Below are 18571 nucleotides of genomic sequence, written 5' to 3'. Positions count from 1 at the left end.
CCCACGTGGGCCCGGCCGTGCAGCCCGGTAAACTGTGCGGATGATCTCTTTCCGAAATTTCGCCCTGCGGCGTGGCGAACGCCTGCTCCTGTCCGACGTCGACCTTTCACTCCATGCGGGCTGGCGCGTCGGCGTGGTCGGCCGCAACGGCACCGGCAAGTCCTCGCTGTTCGCCGCCGTGCGCGGAGAAGTCGAAGCCGACCGCGGCGACCTCGACCTGCCCACGCGCATGCGCATCGCCTCGATCGCCCAGGAAATGCCCTCGCTGCCCGACCCCGCGATCGATTTCGTGCTGGCCGGGGACGTCGCCGTGCACGCGGCGCTGCAGGCCGAGGCGAATGCCTTCGCCGCCGAGGACTGGGAGGCGGTGGCCGAGGCGCACCAGAAGCTGGAGGAAGTCGGCGGCTACGACGGCGCCGCGCGCGCGGGCAAGCTGCTGCACGGCCTGGGTTTCCCGGGCGAGGCGCAGCAGCGGCCGGTATCGAGCTTCTCCGGCGGCTGGCGCGTGCGCCTGAACCTGGCGCGCGCGCTGATGACGCCGTCCGACGTGCTGCTGCTCGACGAACCCACCAACCACCTCGACCTCGACGCCGTGCTGTGGCTGGAGCAGTGGCTGCTGAAGTACCAGGGCACCCTGCTGCTGATCTCGCACGACCGCGAGTTCCTGGACAACGTCAACACCCACACACTGCACCTGCACGGCGGCAAGGCGAAGCTCTACATCGGCAACTACACGTCCTTCGAGCGCCAGCGCGCCGAACAGCTGCGCCAGCAGCAGATCACCCACGAGAAGGTGCAGGCCGAGCGCGCCCACCTGCAGAGCTTCATCGACCGCTTCAAAGCCAGCGCCGCCAAGGCCGCGCAGGCGCAGTCGCGGGTCAAGCGGCTGGCGAAGATGGCCGACACCGAGGCGGTGCGGGCGGAGCGCGAGGTGCGGATCGATTTCCCGGCGCCGGTCCGGCTGCCGCATGCGCTGCTGCGGTTGAACCACGCCGATTGCGGCTATCCCGGCGCCGCTCCCGCAGCTGCTCCCACAGTGATCCTCCGCGACGCGAACTTCGGCCTCGAGGCTGGCGACCGCATCGGCCTCCTCGGTCCCAACGGCGCCGGCAAGTCGACGCTGGTGAAGTCGCTCGTGGGCGACCTGCCGCTGCTGACCGGCGAGCGCTACGCCCATCCGGACCTGCGCATCGGCTACTTCGCCCAGCACACGGTGGAGGCGCTGGTGGCAGGCACGTCGCCCATCGACCACCTGCGCGAGATCTCGCCCGAAGGGTCCACCCAGGACTTCCGCAACTTCATGGGCAAGTGGAGCTTCCCCGGCGACCGTGCCTTCGAGTCCATCGACGGTTTCTCCGGCGGCGAGCGCGCGCGCCTGGCGCTGGCGCTGATCGCCTGGCGCCAGCCCAACGTGCTGCTGCTCGACGAACCCACCAACCACCTCGACCTCGAAATGCGCGAGGCGCTGGCCGAGGCGCTCTCCGACTTCCCCGGCGCGATCGTGCTGGTCTCGCATGACCGCCACCTCATCGGCCTGGTGAGCGACACCTACTGGCGGGTGTCCGAAGGCGTGGTCCGGCCCTTCGATGGCGACCTCGACGATTACGCGGCGTGGCTGCGCTCGCGGCCGCAGGACGCGAAGTCCGCCGGCGCGGCGCCCGAGGCGCGGCTGGTGGCCGTCGAGCCGCCGCCACCGCCACCCCCACCGCCCAAGGCCGCGCGATCGAAGGTCAATCCCCACAAGCTGGCGCAGGCCGAAGCGCAGGTCGCGACGCTGGAATCCGGGATCGCCGACATCGATGCCAATCTCGCCGACCCGGCGTTCCACGACGGCCCCGACGCTGCCGCGCGCGCGAGCGATGCCGCGCAGCGCCGTGCCGCGCTGGTGCTGGAGCTGGCCGAGGCGGAAATCGCGCTGCTCGCCCTGTACGAGGCGTCGTAGCGCAGGATCACGGTGCTGCCGCTGCGGCGCAGGGCTATAGTCCGGAGCGTCGCCTGCCGGAGCTGGACATGACACGACCGGTCGCCTGGATCGCCGTCGCGCTGCTTGCAGCGCTGTTCGTGACCGCAGCCTCGCCAGTCGAGGCGCGGTTCCGACCTCCAGCGAACGGTCCGCTGCTGCTGGTCGGCGAAATCCATGTCGGCGGCGAGCACAGCGGCGTGCTTGAACTCCGCCTGGACGGCAAGCCGCACGCATCGATACCCGTGGGCACCGGCATCTTCGAAATCGCGATGCCGCGCGACGGCCACGCCGGCATGGTCAGTCTGGAGTTCACCGCGCCCGGGCTCCGGCTGCGCTCGCTGGTCGGCGGCCAGCAGCGCCTGGCGCGTCGCGCCGGCGCCGGCGGCCGGCTGACGGTGGACGATGAGGATGGCCTCCGGGTGTCGCCGCTGGGCACGGCCATGGCCGTCGTGGCATCCGGCCCGGACGGGCTGCCGCCGCGATCGGACGTGGCGCTGGCGGATGCGGTGCAGGCCGCGTCGCCCGGCGACATCGTGCAGGCCAGTGCCGCGATCGAACGCCTGGCCCTCGAGCCGACGCGGCTGCCCAAGGGATTCCCGGACGGCCTGGCCCTGGTCGAGGATCCCGCGGCGTTCAACATGGCGATCCAGGCCGATCCCGGCCTGGTGTCGGATCCGCAGCTCGTCCTCGACCCGTTGCCGTTCACGCCCCTGGGTGCGGGCGACGTGGGCGACGTCGTCATCTTCGCCGGCCCGCTTGCCGCGCCGGGCACGCCGATCACCGGGCCCGGGCTCGTGATCGAACGCGAAGCCGGAGGCTTCCGGCTCCACGACCAGCAGTTCGACGGTCCGCCCTACCTGGGCGGCATCAGCGCGACAGGCGTGCTGGAACTGGTGCCCGCATCGCCCGTGGCGCAGTTCGCGGGCTATCGGCACTGCGCCTCGCTCGGCCACGACACCATGTTTGTCGTCCACACCGTGCAGCAGGATGTCCGCCGCCACTGGCGTGGCGCCGATGCGTCGCTCTGGCAGCTCGGCACGGACAGCCTGTTGCGCTCACCCGAATGTCCCGAATTCAAACCGGTGGCGCTGCGCAGTGTCCGCCTGTCGGCGGCCCCGGACATGATGCGCACGCGCCTGCTCACCACGCCGCGCCGCGTCCTCGGCCGCCATTCGCTGCCGGTGTTCTGCGGGTCTCCGCTGCCGCACGGCGGGATTGCGCTCGACCCGTGTGGCCAGGCCGACCATGTATTCGCACGCGACGGCAGCGGCGTGGCCTATCCAGTAGGCGAGGCGCCGATGGCCTTCGGCTGGGAACACGACGCCCATGGGGCCATCCGGGTGGACTACGGCGACGCCAGCACCCGGTTCTGGATCATCGACCCGGGCGATCGCACGATCCAGGCGGTGGCCTACGTGGCCGCGGCCGTGGTGGTCGGCTATCCAGGCACGTCCAGCGGCCACGCCACGCTCGTGCGCGGCGGCCTGCCGGATTGACCTGCATCAACGCGTCCTTGCGCGCGCGGGTGCATGGTGGAGCTGCAACGACAGGAGAAACGCCATGTACAAGCAGATCCTGATCCCGACCGACGGTTCGGACCTTTCCCTCGCGGCCATCGACCAGGGCCTGGCCTTCGCCAGCGAAATCGGCGCGGCGGTGACGTTTTTCACCGTGACCGCGCCCATCCGCGTCTACGGCGTGACCGGCGAACAGCTGGCCGGCGGCTATGAGGAATACACCAAGGTTGCGCGGGAAGAGGGCACGCGCCGGTTGGCCGCGGCCGAGGAGCGCGCGAAGGCGGCGGGCGTGCCCTGCCAGACGCGCATGGTCGAGAGCGAGCACCCCTACCAGGCGATCATCGATGCCGCCAACGACGCCGGCTGCGACCTGATCGCGATGGCCTCGCACGGCCGCCGCGGCCTCAGCGGGCTGGTGCTGGGCAGCGAAACGCTCAAGGTGCTGACGCACTCGACCATCCCGGTGCTGGTCTACCGGATGCCCAAGGGCGCCTGAGGGCGTTGCCGGCAGCGCACGCGGCGGTTAGGGTGGCCGGATGAATACGATCCGGATGTCCGCGCTTTCCGCCGCGCTGGTGGCCCTTGCCGCCTGCACCCCTTCCACCGACCAGGCCACCACGGCCGCCGCCGCCGCCGCGCCGGCCGAGGCACTCGACGCGCCCGTGCCCGACACGGCGCCGGCAGACGCCTTCCTTGCCGCGCTCGCGACCCACTGCGGCCAGGCCTTCGCCGGGCGCATCGTCGCCAACGAACCGGCATCGCCCGAACCCGACGCCTTCGAAGGCAAGGACCTGGTGATGCACGTGCGCGGCTGCGACGACCCGACCAGCGGACTGCGCGTGCCCTTCCACGTCGGCGACGACCACTCGCGCACCTGGGTGCTCACCCGCACCGACGACGGCCTTCGCCTGAAGCACGACCACCGCCATGAAGACGGCAGCCCCGACGTGCAGACCATGTACGGCGGCGAGACCGCGGCCGCGGGCACGGCCGTGCGCCAGGAATTCCCGGTGGACGCGGAGTCGATCGAACTCTTCGGCCGCACCGGTGCCGATGTCTCGACCACCAACACCTGGGCGATGGAGATCGAGCCCGGCAGCCGCTTCCTTTATGAACTGTCGCGTCCGGGCGGCCGGATGTTCCAGGTCGAATTCGACCTGACCACGCCGGTGGCCGAACCGCCGGCGCCCTGGGGCTCTGCCGACTGACCTTGATAACTCCGGCGGACGCCACGCGCCACGCGCGTGGCGTTCACGGGCGTGCCAAGGCACTCGCCTACAATCAGCGTCATCAGCGGTTTGGTGGATGGTGCTTTTGAATCCGATCGTCAGCGTCGCACCCCTGCCGCGCCCGTGTTCCCGTCGTGCCGTGCCCGTGTCCCCCCGCCGTCGACCATCCCTGTTGAAGCGGCTGCTTCCCGCGCTGTTGGCGCTGTTCGCGATGCTGGCGTCCTTGGACGTGGCGGCGCAGGAATGGCGCTACCGTGTCCGCCCCGGCGACAACGTATGGGACCTGGCGCGCATGCACATGCGCCCCGACGTGCCGTGGCAGCAGCTGCAGGCCTTCAACGGAGTGGACGACCCCTATCGCCTGGAACCGGGCTCGGTCATGCGCTTCCCGCTGGCGTGGCTGCGCGTGCAGCCGGCCAAGGCGCGGGTGGTGGCCGTGTCCGGGGCGATTTCGGTGTATGCGGACGCGGCATCCGGCGCCGCCGTGCCGGCCACGGTGGACCAGTTGCTGGGCGCCGGCACGATGCTGCGCACCGCGTCCGACGCGAGCCTCACGCTGGAGTTCGCGGATGGTTCGCGCCTGCAACTGCTGGCTGACAGCGAACTGCACCTCGACCGCCTGAGCGCGTGGGGGCGCACCGGCATGGTCGACACGCGCTTGCGTCTGCCGCGCGGTAGGACCAGCCACGACGTCAAGCCGGGGCGTGGTCCGGGATCGCACTTTTCCGTGGAATCGCCCGGGCTGATGACCAGCGTGCGCGGCACGGGTTTCCGGGTGGCGAGCGACGGTGAAGCCAGCCGATCCGAAGTCTATCGCGGGCGCGTGGATGTCGAGGGTGGCGGCCGTCGGGTGCAGGTGGGCGCGGGGCTCGGTACGCATAGCGATGCGGGGCAGGGCCCGATCACGCCCGTCCCGCTGCTGCCCGCGCCGGACCTGGTGCGGCTGCCCGATACCGTGCAGTGGATCCCGGCGAAGCTTGCGTGGGCGCCGCTGCCCGGTGCACGCGGCTACCGGCTGCAGGCCAGTTCGCACGACGATTTCCGCACCTTGCTGCAGGACGTGAGGGTCGATGCTGCCGCCGCGCGTTTGGACGTGCAGGCGGCAGGCACCGTGCATGTGCGCGTGCGTGGCATCGACGAGCGCGGACTCGAAGGCCTGGATGCGGTGCGCGTGCTCCAGATCGCAGCCCAGCCCGGCCCGCCGTTCACGGTGAGTCCGGGCGTCGACAGCGAGGTCGCGGGCCCGCGACCGCGGCTGCGCTGGACGGCATCCGAGGGGGCCGCGAGCTATCGCGTACAGGTGGCGCGCACCGCGGACTTCAGCGATCTGCTGGTCGATCGTGAGGAGGTGACCGCCGTGGAGCTGCGCACGCCGGTTGAACTCGCGCCGGATACGTATTACTGGCGGATCGGAGCCGTGGACGCGACCGGCCGTCCCGGTCCGTTTGGGGACCCGGTGCCGTTCGCCGTGCGAGCGGCCGACGCCCCGCCCATGCCGACGGCCGATCGCGATGGAAAGATCCTGCAGGTCGGCTGGCAGAGTGCGGGCGAGGGGCAACGTTATCGCTTTCAGCTGTCGCGCAAGGCGGACTTCAGCACGCTCGCGGAGGACCACCTCGTCGATGAAAACCTCATCGCGCTGCCGGATATCGGCACCGGGACGTGGCACATGCGCGTGCAGGTCGTGGAGAGCGACGGCTATGCCCATCCGGTGGGTCCGACCCAGGCGCTCAAGGTGGGCTGCGGCGCGTGCCGCGTGCTGCTGGGTATCGCCGCCGCCGTGTTGATCGTGCTCTAGCATGCGCAGCTGGTCGCTGCAGGGCGTGTACATGCGGATCCTGGCCGGCGCTGCCGGGGCCGCGGCGGTGGCCGTGCTGACTCTCACGCCGATGACCTGGCGCGCGGATGCGTGGGTCTACGATCGACTGCAGGCCGCGTTCGCGCCGGCCGCGGATGATCGCATCCTGCTGGTGACCGTGGATGACAGGAGCCTGTCCGCGCTCGGCCGGTGGCCGTGGCCGCGCGGCGTGCATGCGGCGCTGCTCGACCGGCTGGAGCCGGCAGGCGTGCGCGGCATTGCCCTGGACCTGATGTTCGCCGAGGCCAACGCCAGCGATCCGTCGGGTGATGCGGCGCTGGCGCGCGCCATCCGTCGCAACGGCAAGGTGATCCTGCCGGTGATGGCCGAGCCCTCCGGGCCCGAGGGTCCGCTGATCGAACAGATGCCGCTGCCCCCGCTGATCGACGCGGCCGCGGCGCTGGGGCATGTCGAGGTGGCGGCCGGAAGCGATGGCGTGGTGCGCGAAGCGGCCCTGTACGCGGGACTGGGTTCCGCGCACTGGCCGGCCCTGGCCCTTGCGCTGCACGAGCTGCATGCCGGCGTGACGCCGCGTGCGGAGTTGCCCGGGTTGCGCCCCGGCGCGGATGCGCCGTCGCCGTCGCCCTACCAGTGGAGTCGCGATCACCGCGTCATGATCCCGTTCGTGTCGACGCGCGGCTTCCAGAAGGTGTCGTACATCGACGTGCTGCGCGGCGAGGTCCTGCCAGCGCTGCTGCATGATCGCTGGGTGCTGGTGGGCGTCTCGGCAACCGGCATCGCCCGCGACGTGCTGGTGCCCGGCGTCGGGGTCGGTGAGCGCATCTCCGGCCTGGAATACCACGCCAACGCCCTCAACATGCTCGAACAGGGCACGGCCGTGACCGCGCTGCAGCGACCATGGCAACTGCTGCTGGGCGCCGGCGTGCTGCTGCTGCCGCTGCTGCTCTACCGCGAGCGTGCACGCGTGCGGCGCGGGTGGGTGGTGGTGCTGCTGGCGATCTTGGCGACGTTCGCGGCCAGCACCACACTGTTGAAGTTCGGGCAAGTATGGTTCGCGCCTGCGCCGACGGTCGCGGTGTTGCTTGCCGGCTACCTGGCGCTCGTGGTCCACCAGTTCCTCCGTTCGCAGCGCCTTGCCAGTTCCGACGGCCTGACCCGGCTGGCCAACCGGCACATGTTCGATGCCACCCTGGAACGCGAACTGCGCGCGGCGCGGCGTGCGGGCCGGCCCCTGTCGCTGCTGCTGGTCGACGTCGACCACTTCAAGACCTTCAACGACTCCTACGGCCACCAGGCCGGGGACCAGGTGATGCGTCGTGTCTCGGGGGTGCTGGACGGCTGGGCGCGGCGACCGCGTGACATGGCGGCGCGGTATGGCGGCGACGAACTCGCGCTGGTGCTGCCCGAGAGTACGGCGGCGGCGGCGCTTGGCATCGCCAACAGCATCGTCGCAGACGTGCGCCGCCTGAAGGTGCCGCACGGCAAGTCGCCCACCGCCGCCATCGTGTCCGTCAGCATCGGCATTGCAACGTTCGACCCGGCGCTGCACTTGCAGGATATCGATCTGGTGGAGCGCGCGGACGCTGCGCTGTACACCGCAAAACGCGAAGGGCGCAATCGGGCGCTCTGCGCGACGGCGGCGCAGGCAGCGGCGCCGCAGGGGGAGTCGGCGCAGCCCGCATCTTGAATTCCGCGTCCGCGACCCCAGACTGCGCGATCTCAACGTCAACGAATCGATACCGTCGCCATGCCGATCTACGCGTTCCGCTGTGCCCCGTGCGGGCATGATTTCGACCGTCTGCAGAAGCTCTCGGATCCGGATCCGGACACCTGTCCGGCCTGCGGCGCGAGCGGAGGAATCGGTCGCCAGCTGACCGCGCCGGCATTCCGCCTGGCCGGCAGCGGCTGGTACGAGACCGACTTCAAGAAGGACGGCGACAAGAAGCGCAACCTCGCCGAAGGTGGTGAAGGCGCCGGGAAGCCGGACGGCGGCAGCGCCGCTGGCGGTGCGCCGGCAAAGACGGACAGTCCCGCTGCGCCGGCTACGCCCGCGGCCCCTGCTGCCGGGAAATCGGATGCCAAGCCGGCGGTGGCCAAGCCCGACGCCGGCTGAGTCGGAGCGCTGCGGCGGAGGAGGACCTGCGGCAAGCCTGCCCCCGGCTGCCATGAGGACACTTTCCTGCGCAGGCGGGAGAGGCGTCGCATGGCCCTGTTCCGGGCGTTGCTTCGATCAGACGGCTTGCACTTCTTCCGGTTCCGACGGCTCCACCTCGGGCAGCAGTTCGATCGCCGTTGGCGTGGTGCGCAGCATCAGGTGGAAGACCGATGGCGTGTCGTTGTCACGCGGGCGCAGCAGGCGGCGACCGCCGGCCACCAGTGCGGCGAGGAACAACGTCGCGGCGAAGAAGGCCGGCAGCGCCTCGGGGCCGTAACGCGTCATGGCCACGCCGGCCAGCGCCGGGCCGAACGCCGATCCGACGCCGTTGAGCAGCAGCAGGCTGCTACCCGCCGCCAGCGTCTTCTCCGGTGGCAGGTGGTCGAGCAGGTGGGCCATGCAGATCGGATAGATCGCGAACGCCAGGCCGCCGAAGCAGAACCACAGCGCATAGAGCGGCAGCCCGGACTGGCCGACGGGCAGCATCATGGCCAAGCCGACGGCCGTGGCCAGCACGCAGACCACGACCAGCGCCGTGCGGCGGTCGGTGCCATCCGATAGCCGGCCGATGGGCCACTGCAGCGCCGCGCCGCCCAGGATGGTCGCGCTGACCAGCAGCGCCACGCCGTCCAGGCCCAGTCCGAGCCGGCTCGCGAACACCGCCCCCAGTCCCCAGAAACTGCCCACTGCCATGCCCGCCAGCAGCGCGCCCAGGGCGGCGGCCGGGGCCACGCGGAACAGCTGTTTCAGCTCCAGCCGGGGCATGGGAGGCAGTTCGGGCTGCACCATGCGGCTGGCGGTCACCGGCAGCGCCGCCAGGCAGACCAGGATGGCGACCAGGTTGAACAGCACGAAGCCCGCCGCCGGCCACAGCCCGATCAGCCACTGGCCCGCCGCCAGCGCAAGCAGGCTCACCGCCATGTAGACCGCGAACACCTGGCTGCGCTGCTCCGGCGGCGCCTGCACGTTGAGCCAGCTCTCGATCACCGTGTACAGGCCGACCAGCGCGATGCCGGTCCCCAGCCGCAGCAGCGCCCAGGCCCAGGGCGAGACCAGGATCGGGTGCAGGAGCACGGTGGCCGCGCACAGGGCGGCGTAAAAGGCGAAGGCGCGGATGTGGCCGATGCGCTGGATCAGCCCGGGCGCGGCATAGGTGCCGAAGAAGAAACCCGCGAAATAGGCCGACATCACCAGGCCGAGCGTCTGGTCGTCGTAGCCCTCGATCCGCCCGCGCACCGCCAGCAGCGTGCCGAGCAGGCCGCTGCCCATCAGCAACAGGGCCACGCCCGCGAGCAGGGCGGCCAGCGGACGGACGGTGGCGATCATGCTGCGGGGGTGCGGGGAAGGGGGTGGGGCGTGCGGCGTATCGATGCCCTCATTCTAAACCCTGCGACGGACCCGCTAAAATGCGGGGTTTCCGCGCCCCTGCGCGGCTTCTCCTGGAGTTTCCATGCGCACCCACTTCTGCGGCCTGATCGACGAGTCCCTGCTCGGCCAGACCGTCACCCTCTGCGGCTGGGCCGACGTCGCCCGCGACCTCGGCGGCCTGTGCTTCATCGACCTGCGCGACCACCACGGCATCGTCCAGGTGGTGGCCGAGCCGTCGGACGTGGAGGGCAATGCCGGCGTGGTCGCCACCGCCGCGAAGGTGGGTTACGAGGACTGCCTGCGCGTGACCGGCACCGTGCGCCGCCGTGAATCGGTGAACGCGAAGATCGCGACCGGCCAGGTGGAAGTGGTCGCGACCGCGATTGAAGTGCTGAACAAGGCCGAGCCACTGCCGTTCCACCACCACGAGAATCCGGGCGAGGACATCCGCCTGAAGCACCGCTACCTGGACCTGCGCAGCCCGGAGATGCAGCGCCGCATGCGCACGCGCACGAAGCTGGTCGCCGCGCTGCGCCGCTGGCTGGACGCGCGCGACTTCCAGGACATCGAGACGCCGATCCTCACCAAGGCCACACCCGAGGGCGCGCGCGACTTCCTGGTGCCCGCGCGCATGCACGCCGGCGAGTTCTACGCGCTGCCGCAGTCGCCGCAGCTGTTCAAGCAGATCCTGATGGTGGCCGGCTTCGACCGCTACTACCAGGTCGCGCGCTGCTTCCGCGACGAGGCCCTGCGCGCCGATCGCCAGCTCGAGTTCACCCAGCTCGACATCGAGTTCGCCTGGGTGGACGAGAAGATCGTGCAGGACACGGTCGAGCAGATGATGCGCGACGTGTTCGGCGAGGTGATGGACGTCGAGCTCGGCGCCTTCCCGCGCATGACCTGGGCCGCGGCCATGCGCCGCTACGGTTCCGACAAGCCCGACCTGCGCATCGCGCTGGAACTGGTGGACGTCGACGCCCTGGTGCGCGACTCGGAGTTCAAGGTGTTCACCGACGTCGCCGGCGTCGACGGCATGCGCGTGTGCGCGCTGCGGATCCCCGGCGGCGCGGCGCTGTCGCGCAAGCAGATCGACGAATACGCCGCGCACGCCGCCAAGTACGGCGCCAAGGGCCTGGCCTACGCCAAGCTCGGCGAGGACGGCGCGGTGAACTCGCCGGTGGCGAAGTTCTTCGACGAAGCGGCGTTCGCCGCGCTGCTGGCGCACGTGGGCGCCGGCAAGGGCGACATCGTGTTCTTCGGTGCCGGCGCCTACAACACGGTCAGCGACTTCATGGGCGCGGTGCGCCTGAAGGCCGGCAAGGATTTCAACCTGGTTGACGCCGGCTGGAAGCCGCTCTGGGTCACCGACTTCCCGATGTTCGAATGGGACGACGAAGCCCAGCGCTACGTGGCCCTGCACCATCCCTTCACCGCGCCCGCGGTGGACGACGTCGACGACCTGCGCGCCAATGCCCGCACCGCCACCAGCCGCGGCTACGACATGGTGCTCAACGGCAACGAGATCGGCGGCGGTTCCATCCGCATCCACCGCCCGGCGATGCAGTCGGCGGTGTTCGAGCTGCTCGGGATCGGGGCGGAAGAGCAGGAGGCCAAGTTCGGCTTCCTGCTGGACGCGCTTCGCTACGGCGCCCCGCCGCACGGCGGCATCGCGTTTGGCATCGACCGCATCGCGGCGCTGATGGCAGGCACCGAATCCATCCGCGACGTCATCGCCTTCCCCAAGACCACCACCGCCCAGTGCCCGATGACCGGCGCGCCCTCGCCGATCGACGACGCGCAGCTGGCGGAGCTGCATATCGCGGTGCGCCCGAAGGCTGTCTAGTCCACCACCATCTGCCAGTCACCACCACCTGTGGGAGCGGCTACAGCCGCGATCGCGCTGGCGGCGCATCCCGACATCGCGGCTGTAGCCGCTCCTACAATGGCCCGCCCGCTTCTCCCGCATCACCGATCGCAGCTGTAGCTGCTCCCACAGGCAGGTACCCCGCAGGACATGACGCGATGACTCCGACCATCCGCCGTGCGACGCCCGCCGATGCCGGCGTCCTGTCGCGCCTGGCCGCGAAGACCTTCACGGAAACCTTCGGCCATCTCTACCCGCCCGAGGACCTGCAGGCCTTCCTCGACGAGGCCTACGCCGAAGACCGGCAGCGCGTGATCCTCTCGCACCCGGACTACGCCGTCTGGCTGCTGGAGGCCGCCGGCGAAGCCGTCGGCCACGCCGCCGCCGGGCCCTGCGGCCTGCCGCATCCCGATGTCGTCGCGGGCGATGGCGAACTCAAGCGCCTGTACCTGCTGGCCTCGCACCAGTCCGGCGGCTGGGGCGGCCGCATGTTCGACACCGCCATCGCGTGGCTGCAACGCGACGGCCCGCGCACCCTCTGGATCGGCGTCTGGTCGGGGAACTTCGGCGCCCAGCGCTTCTACGCGCGCCGCGGCTTCGAAGCGGTCGGCGAATACATCTTCCCCGTCGGCCGCGCCCGCGATCTCGAGTTCATTCTCCGCCGCCCGGCTGCGACGCCATCTGCCGCAGTTCCTCCCGCCTGTGGGAGCGGCTACAGCCGCGATCCCGACTCCGACGCCACCCCCGATGCCACCCGTTGAGCCACCACCGGCCGAGCGCAAAACAGCGCTGCCGACAGCCCACCGGGCCCTCCTCGTCCACGGCCTCTGGATGCCGCCGCTCGCGATGCGCCGCTTCGCATCACGGCTGCGGGCCGCCGGATACGACACCGACATCGTCGGCTACCGCAGCATCGTCGGCAGCACGGACGCAGCGGTGCGCCAGGTGCGCGACCGGCTACGCGACGGTCCCCCGACCCACGTCATCGGCCACAGCCTCGGCGGCCTCCTGGCCCTGGAGGCCCTGCGCGCCGAGCCGACGCTGCCGGTCACGCGCGTGGTCTGCCTCGGCACGCCCCTGTGCGGCAGCGCCGTGGCAAATACCCTGTCGCGCCACGCCCTGCTCGCCCTCTACCTCGGCCGCAGCGCCGCCCTGCTGCGCGCGGGCTGCACCACGCCCCCAGGCCACGTCGACGTCGCCATGATCGCCGGCAACCGCCCGCGCGGCCTCGGGGCCCTGGTGGCTCGCTTCGCCGGTCCGCACGACGGCACCGTATCGGTCGACGAAACACACGTCCCCTGGCTGTCCGACCACCTCGTGATCGACGCATCGCACAGCGGACTGCTCGTCTCCGCCGACGCCGCCCGGCAGGCGATCGGCTTCCTCCAGCACGGCCGCTTCCCACGCTGACGGAGCGTGTTTCGCTTTGGCTTTTCCCGGCGGCCTGCGTGAAAGCGCAGCAAGGCGGGCTGGTGGGTACGCAGTGGGCATAAAGACCACCACGTGGTCAGCCCACGAAGTACCCACCAGCCCGCCGCCCCGCGCGCCTACGGCGTCATCAGCGTCCAGCCCTGTCGAACGGGTAAAATCGGGCAGTCGCAATCAACTCAGGTAGCCAGGCATGGGCAGGGGTCCCTCCATCGAGTCCCGCAAGAACGCCGAAGATTCGCGTCGCGGGAAGATCTTCACCAAGCTGATCCGCGAGATCTCGGTCGCCGCGCGCGCCGGCGGTGGAGATCCCGGGGGCAACCCCCGCCTGCGCAGCGGCATCGACAAGGCACTTTCCGCGAACATGACCAAGGACGTCATCGAACGCGCCATCAAGAAAGCGACCGGCGAACTCGAAGGCATCGATTACGAAGAGATCCGCTACGAAGGCTATGCCCCCGGCGGCGTCGCCGTGATCGTCGACTGCCTGACCGACAACAAGGTCCGCACCGTGGCCGACGTGCGCCACGCCTTCGGCAAGTTCGGCGGCAACCTCGGCACCGACGGCTCTGTGGCCTTCATGTTCCGCAAGCAGGGCATCCTGCGCTTCGGCGCCGGTGCCGACGAGGATGCAGTGACCAACGCCGCGATCGAAGCCGGCGCCGACGATGTGGTGGTCTATCCCGATGACGGTGCGATCGACGTGCTGACCACACCGGAGGACTTCGCTGCCGTGCGCGACGCCATGGCCGCCGCCGGCGCACCGGCCGAGCACGCCGAGGTCACCATGCGCGCCGACAACGACGTGGCGGTGGACGGCGAGACCGCGCAGCAGGTGGTGAAATTGCTGGCCTGGCTGGAAGACATCGACGACGTGCAGGCTGTTTACTCCAACGCCGAGCTCGGCGACGACGCTTACGCGTAAGCTGGGCGACGTGACCAGGATCCTCGGCATCGACCCGGGCTCGCAGCGCACCGGCGTCGGCATCATCGACGTCGACGCCACGGGCCGCACCACGCACGTGTACCACGCGCCGCTGGACCTGCTTGCGGGAGCCGCGGCCATGCCCGGCGACCTGCCGCAGCGCCTGCGCCGGCTGCTTGACGGCCTGCGCGCGGTGCTCGACGAACACCGCCCGGACGAGGTCGCGATCGAACAGGTGTTCATGTCCAAGAACGCCGACTCCGCGCTCAAGCTCGGCCAGGCCCGCGGCGCGGCGATCTGCGCCGTGGTCATGCACGACCTGCCGGTGCACGAATACGCCGCGCGCCAGGTGAAGCTGGCGCTGGTCGGCAGCGGCGGCGCGGACAAGGCCCAGGTGCAGCACATGGTCGGCGCCATGCTCGGACTCAAGGGCCGGCTGCAGGCCGACGCCGCCGACGCCCTGGCGATCGCCATCACCCACGCCCACGTCCGCGCCAGCGCGCTGCGCCTGGGTGTCAATTCAAGAATGGCCTGGAGCCGCAGATGATCGGTCGCCTGAGGGGCCTGCTCGCGCACAAGTCGCCGCCGTGGCTCGTGCTTGACGTCAACGGCGTCGGCTACGAGCTGGAGGCGCCGATGAGCACCTTCTACGAGCTGCCGGTGCTGGGCAGGGAAATCACGCTGTTCACGCACTACGCGCAGAAGGAGGATTCGGTCTCCCTCTACGGCTTCGCGAGCGAGGCCGAGCGCCGCCTGTTCCGCGACGTGCAGCGGGTGACCGGGATCGGCGCCAAGATCGCGCTGGCGATCCTGTCGGGCGCCAGCGTGCAGGAGTTCGCCAGCCTGGTGCAGGCCGGCGACGTCACCGCGCTCACACGGATCCCCGGCATCGGCAAGAAGACCGCCGAGCGCATCGTGGTCGAACTGCGTGACCGCGCCGAAGCGATCATGGGTGGCGCGACGGCGCTGCCGAGCGCCGGCGTGCCCGCCGATCCGCTGTCGGAGGCGACCGTCGCCTTGCAGCAGCTCGGCTACAAGCCGGCGGAGGCCCAGCGCATGGCGCGCACGGCGCACGCCGAGGGCGATGCCGCCGAAACCATCATCCGAAAGGCGCTACAGTCCGCGCTTCGCTGAGACGGCGCAGTACGGAAAACCGATGTCCGCAGGTCGATCCAAGCACGCAGACGCATCGCAGGGCGGGCGTGGCCGAAGCTATGGCCATGGTCACGACCCCAGCGGCGGTGGCGGACAGTCCGGCACGGGCCACGGCAGGATCGGCCTGGCCGGCCTGGTGGTCGGCGCGATCGGCGTGGTCTTCGGCGACATCGGCACCAGCCCGCTGTACACGCTGCGCGAGGCCTTCAACCCGCACTACGGCCTGACCGCCAACCACGACACCGTGCTCGGCATCCTGTCGCTCATTTTCTGGGCGCTGACGGTGGTGGTGACCTTCAAGTACGTCACCATCATCATGCGCGCCGACAACGAAGGCGAGGGCGGCATCATGGCGCTGATGGCCCTGGCCCAGCGCAGCCTGAAGCCGGGCTCGAAGTCGGTGTACCTGGTCGGCATCCTCGGGGTCTTCGGTGCCTCGCTGTTCTTCGGCGACGGCGTGATCACGCCGGCGATCTCCGTGCTGTCCGCGGTCGAGGGCCTGGAGGTGGTCGCGCCGGGGCTCGACGACTGGATCGTTCCGATCACCGTGGTGGTGCTGGGTGTGTTGTTCGCGACCCAGCGCTTCGGCACCGAGAAGGTCGGGCGCGTGTTCGGGCCGATCACCATCCTCTGGTTCGTATCGCTCGCCGCGCTCGGCGTGCTCAACATCCTGCACGAGCCCGAGGTGCTGAAGGCGATCAACCCGCTCTGGGCGGCGCGCTTCTTCGTCGAGCACAGTTGGGGCGGGGTGTTCATCCTGGGCGCCGTGGTGCTGGCCGTGACCGGCGGTGAAGCCATCTACACCGACATGGGCCACTTCGGCGCGCGGCCGATCCGGCTGGGCTGGTACTGGTTCGTGCTGCCGGCGCTGATGCTGAACTACCTGGGGCAGGGCGCGCTGGTGCTCGAGGACCCGGCCGCGATCCGCAACCCCTTCTTCATCGGCGTGCCCGAATGGGGACGCTGGCCGATGGTAGTGCTGGCCACCGCGGCCACGGTCATCGCATCGCAAGCGGTGATCACCGGCGGCTTCTCGGTCGCGCGCCAGGCCATGCAGCTGGGCTACATCCCGCGCATGCGCATCAAGCACACCTCCAGCGAGACCATCGGCCAGATCTACATTCCGGCCATCAACTGGTCGATGGCGGTGATCGTGATCGCGCTGGTGCTGAGCTTCCGCAGCTCGTCCTCGCTGGCGGCGGCCTACGGCATCTCGGTGTCGATGACGATGCTGATCGACACCCTGCTGCTCGCGATCGTGGCCCGCGCGCTGTGGCCGAAGGCGCGGCGCTGGGTGCTGCCATGCTGCGTTGGCTTCGTGCTGATCGACCTGGCGTTCGTGGTCGCCAACGGCGCGAAGGTGCTGCAGGGTGCATGGTTCCCGCTGGTGCTGGGCATCGTGCTGTTCACGATGCTGCGGACGTGGCGGCGCGGAAAGGAGCTGCTGCGCGAAGGCGTCCAGGCGGGCGGCCTGCGCCTGGACACCTTCATCTCGGGCCTGCTGCTGGCGCCGCCGGCACGGGTGCCGGGCACCGCGATCTTCATGACGAGCGACCCGGGCGTGGTGCCACACGCGCTCATGCACAACCTCAAGCACAACAAGGTGCTGCACGAGCGCAACCTGTTCCTGACCGCGGAAACGCTGTCGGTGCCCTATGCCCCGCGCGAACGGCGGCTGGAGCTGCACGGCATCGGCGACGGCTTCTACCGGGTGACGGTGCGCTTCGGCTTCATGGAAATCCCGGACGTGCCGCTCGCGCTGATGCGCGGCTGCGACGTCGAGGGACTCGACATCGACCCGATGGACACCACGTATTTCGTCAGCCGCGAGACCGTGGTCGCGAGCCGCCACGTGGGCATGCCGGTGTGGCGCGACAAGCTGTTCGCGGTCATGCACCGCAACGCGGCGCCCGCAAACGCCTATTTCCGCATCCCGGGCAATCGCCTGGTTGAACTCGGGGCGCAGGTGGAGATCTAGCAGGCGCGCAGCACGGCGCTGTAGATCTCGCCATCGGGCTCTTGCGAAGGGGTGGCAAGCCGTGGCCGTGGCCCCATGTCATTGGCAACGACCGTCACGAGAGCGCCCATGATTCCGTACTCCCTGCTCGATCTCGCCCCCGTCTGCGAAGGCGATACGCCGGCGCAGGCCTTCGCCAACAGCCTCGACCTGGCGCGCCATGCCGAGCAGCTGGGCTATCGGCGCTTCTGGCTGGCCGAGCACCACAACATGCCCGGGATCGCCAGCGCGGCGACCGCGGTGCTGATCGGCCACATCGCCGGCGGCACCTCGACGATCCGGGTCGGCGCCGGCGGGGTGATGCTGCCCAACCACGCGCCGCTGCAGGTGGCCGAGCAGTTCGGAACGCTGGCATCGCTGTATCCCGGCCGCATCGACCTCGGCCTGGGCCGCGCGCCGGGCACCGACCAGGCCACGGTGCGCGCGCTGCGCCGCTATTACGACGGTGCCGATGCGTTCCCGCACGACGTCGGCGAGCTGCTCGGCTATTTCGCCCCCGTGCGTCCCGGGCAGAAGGTGCAGGCGGTGCCGGGCCCGGGCCTGGACGTGCCGGTGTGGCTGCTGGGATCGAGCCAGTTCAGCGCGCGCCTGGCGGCGGCGATGGGCCTGCCCTTCGCCTTCGCCTCGCATTTCGCGCCGGCGATGATGGAGCAGGCGCTGGCGCTGTACCGGCACGAGTTCCGGCCGTCGGAACGCCTTGCCGCGCCCTACGCGATGCTTGCCCTCAACGTGGTGGGTGCGGGCACCGACGCCGAGGCGCGGCGCCTGTTCACGACCATGCAACAGAGCTTCCTGCGCCTGCGCCGCGGCGACATCGGCCTGGTGCCGCCGCCGGTGGACGACATCGATGCCCATTGCACTCCGGCGGAGCGTGCGCCGGTGGACGCGGCCCTGGCCTGCTCGGTGGTCGGCGACGAAGCGACGCTGCGCGCCGGCATCGCGGACTTCATCGCGCGCCACCGTCCCGACGAGCTGATCCTCACCGCCAACATCTTCGACCACGAGGCGCGGCTGGCCTCGTTCGCGATGGCGGCGCGCGCCTGCGCGGCACAGGCGGACTGACTTCTGCAGCGATCGACGGGCGCGTTCGCGCTTGGCCTCGACTCGCCCTCACGTTACGCTACGCACAAG

At 70.4% G+C, this 18571-nt stretch carries 16 protein-coding genes; 15 read left to right on the top strand and 1 reads right to left on the bottom strand.

Features of this window, described 5'->3' with window-relative positions; translation table 11 throughout:
• The first annotated feature begins 40 nt into the window (after window positions 1-40).
• The 7 genes from ACW5F0_RS05645 (at window position 41) to ACW5F0_RS05615 (ending at window position 8641) form a co-directional block, all read left to right on the top strand.
• Window positions 41-1942 (top strand): ABC-F family ATP-binding cassette domain-containing protein, encoded by a 1902-nt coding sequence (locus ACW5F0_RS05645; protein WP_456999246.1) that lies wholly within the window; start codon window positions 41-43, stop codon window positions 1940-1942.
• A gap of 68 nt (window positions 1943-2010) precedes the next feature.
• Window positions 2011-3459: a hypothetical protein gene (locus tag ACW5F0_RS05640; protein ID WP_456965072.1), complete on the top strand. Its 1449-nt coding sequence runs from the start codon at window positions 2011-2013 to the stop codon at window positions 3457-3459.
• Between the two features lie 64 nt (window positions 3460-3523).
• Window positions 3524-3976, top strand: a complete 453-nt coding sequence (locus ACW5F0_RS05635; protein WP_456965073.1) for a universal stress protein — start codon at window positions 3524-3526, stop codon at window positions 3974-3976.
• Window positions 3977-4031: 55 nt separating this feature from the next.
• Entirely contained in the window at window positions 4032-4688 is a 657-nt protein-coding gene (locus tag ACW5F0_RS05630) for a hypothetical protein (RefSeq protein WP_456999245.1), read from the top strand.
• 193 nt (window positions 4689-4881) lie between these two features.
• Window positions 4882-6507, top strand: coding sequence for a FecR domain-containing protein (locus tag ACW5F0_RS05625; RefSeq protein ID WP_456999244.1), 1626 nt, complete (start codon window positions 4882-4884; stop codon window positions 6505-6507).
• A 1-nt stretch (window position 6508) separates the two neighbouring features.
• The gene (locus ACW5F0_RS05620; RefSeq protein ID WP_456999242.1) at window positions 6509-8215 is read left to right on the top strand and encodes a CHASE2 domain-containing protein; all 1707 of its coding nucleotides are present in this window, start codon (window positions 6509-6511) and stop codon (window positions 8213-8215) included.
• Between the two features lie 60 nt (window positions 8216-8275).
• Complete coding sequence (locus ACW5F0_RS05615; protein WP_456965077.1) at window positions 8276-8641, top strand: FmdB family zinc ribbon protein; 366 nt, start codon at window positions 8276-8278, stop codon at window positions 8639-8641.
• Between the two features lie 117 nt (window positions 8642-8758).
• On the opposite strand, the gene ACW5F0_RS05610 is transcribed toward ACW5F0_RS05615, so the two are convergent.
• On the bottom strand, window positions 8759-10009 hold the full coding sequence (locus ACW5F0_RS05610; protein WP_456999241.1) for an MFS transporter: 1251 nt from the start codon (window positions 10007-10009) through the stop codon (window positions 8759-8761).
• 124 nt (window positions 10010-10133) lie between these two features.
• Here ACW5F0_RS05610 and aspS point away from each other — a divergent pair, with 124 nt between their 5' ends.
• The 8 genes from aspS to ACW5F0_RS05570 all read left to right on the top strand — a co-directional run bounded on the left by aspS (window position 10134) and on the right by ACW5F0_RS05570 (window position 18502).
• On the top strand, window positions 10134-11894 hold the full coding sequence (aspS, locus tag ACW5F0_RS05605) for an aspartate--tRNA ligase (protein ID WP_456965079.1): 1761 nt from the start codon (window positions 10134-10136) through the stop codon (window positions 11892-11894).
• A gap of 179 nt (window positions 11895-12073) precedes the next feature.
• Window positions 12074-12676 carry an N-acetyltransferase family protein gene (locus ACW5F0_RS05600; RefSeq protein ID WP_456965080.1) on the top strand — a complete coding sequence of 201 codons (603 nt, stop codon included), beginning with the start codon at window positions 12074-12076 and terminating at the stop codon, window positions 12674-12676.
• 70 nt (window positions 12677-12746) lie between these two features.
• Window positions 12747-13325 carry an alpha/beta fold hydrolase gene (locus ACW5F0_RS05595; RefSeq protein ID WP_456999240.1) on the top strand — a complete coding sequence of 193 codons (579 nt, stop codon included), beginning with the start codon at window positions 12747-12749 and terminating at the stop codon, window positions 13323-13325.
• Between the two features lie 211 nt (window positions 13326-13536).
• Window positions 13537-14268, top strand: a complete 732-nt coding sequence (locus ACW5F0_RS05590) for a YebC/PmpR family DNA-binding transcriptional regulator (RefSeq protein ID WP_456965082.1) — start codon at window positions 13537-13539, stop codon at window positions 14266-14268.
• A gap of 10 nt (window positions 14269-14278) precedes the next feature.
• A complete protein-coding gene (ruvC, locus tag ACW5F0_RS05585) occupies window positions 14279-14815 on the top strand; it encodes a crossover junction endodeoxyribonuclease RuvC (protein WP_456965083.1) in 537 nt (178 codons plus the stop codon).
• Window positions 14812-15402, top strand: a complete 591-nt coding sequence (ruvA, locus tag ACW5F0_RS05580; protein WP_456965084.1) for a Holliday junction branch migration protein RuvA — start codon at window positions 14812-14814, stop codon at window positions 15400-15402. The genes ruvC and ruvA overlap by 4 nt, the downstream gene beginning before the upstream one ends.
• Window positions 15403-15424: 22 nt before the next feature.
• Window positions 15425-17401 carry a potassium transporter Kup gene (locus ACW5F0_RS05575; protein WP_456965085.1) on the top strand — a complete coding sequence of 659 codons (1977 nt, stop codon included), beginning with the start codon at window positions 15425-15427 and terminating at the stop codon, window positions 17399-17401.
• 108 nt (window positions 17402-17509) lie between these two features.
• Window positions 17510-18502: an LLM class flavin-dependent oxidoreductase gene (locus ACW5F0_RS05570; RefSeq protein WP_456965086.1), complete on the top strand. Its 993-nt coding sequence runs from the start codon at window positions 17510-17512 to the stop codon at window positions 18500-18502.
• The last annotated feature ends 69 nt before the right edge of the window (window positions 18503-18571 follow it).

It is taken from the genome of Luteimonas sp. A534 (assembly GCF_054072805.1).
This window is presented reverse-complemented; position numbering and strand designations above follow the sequence as displayed.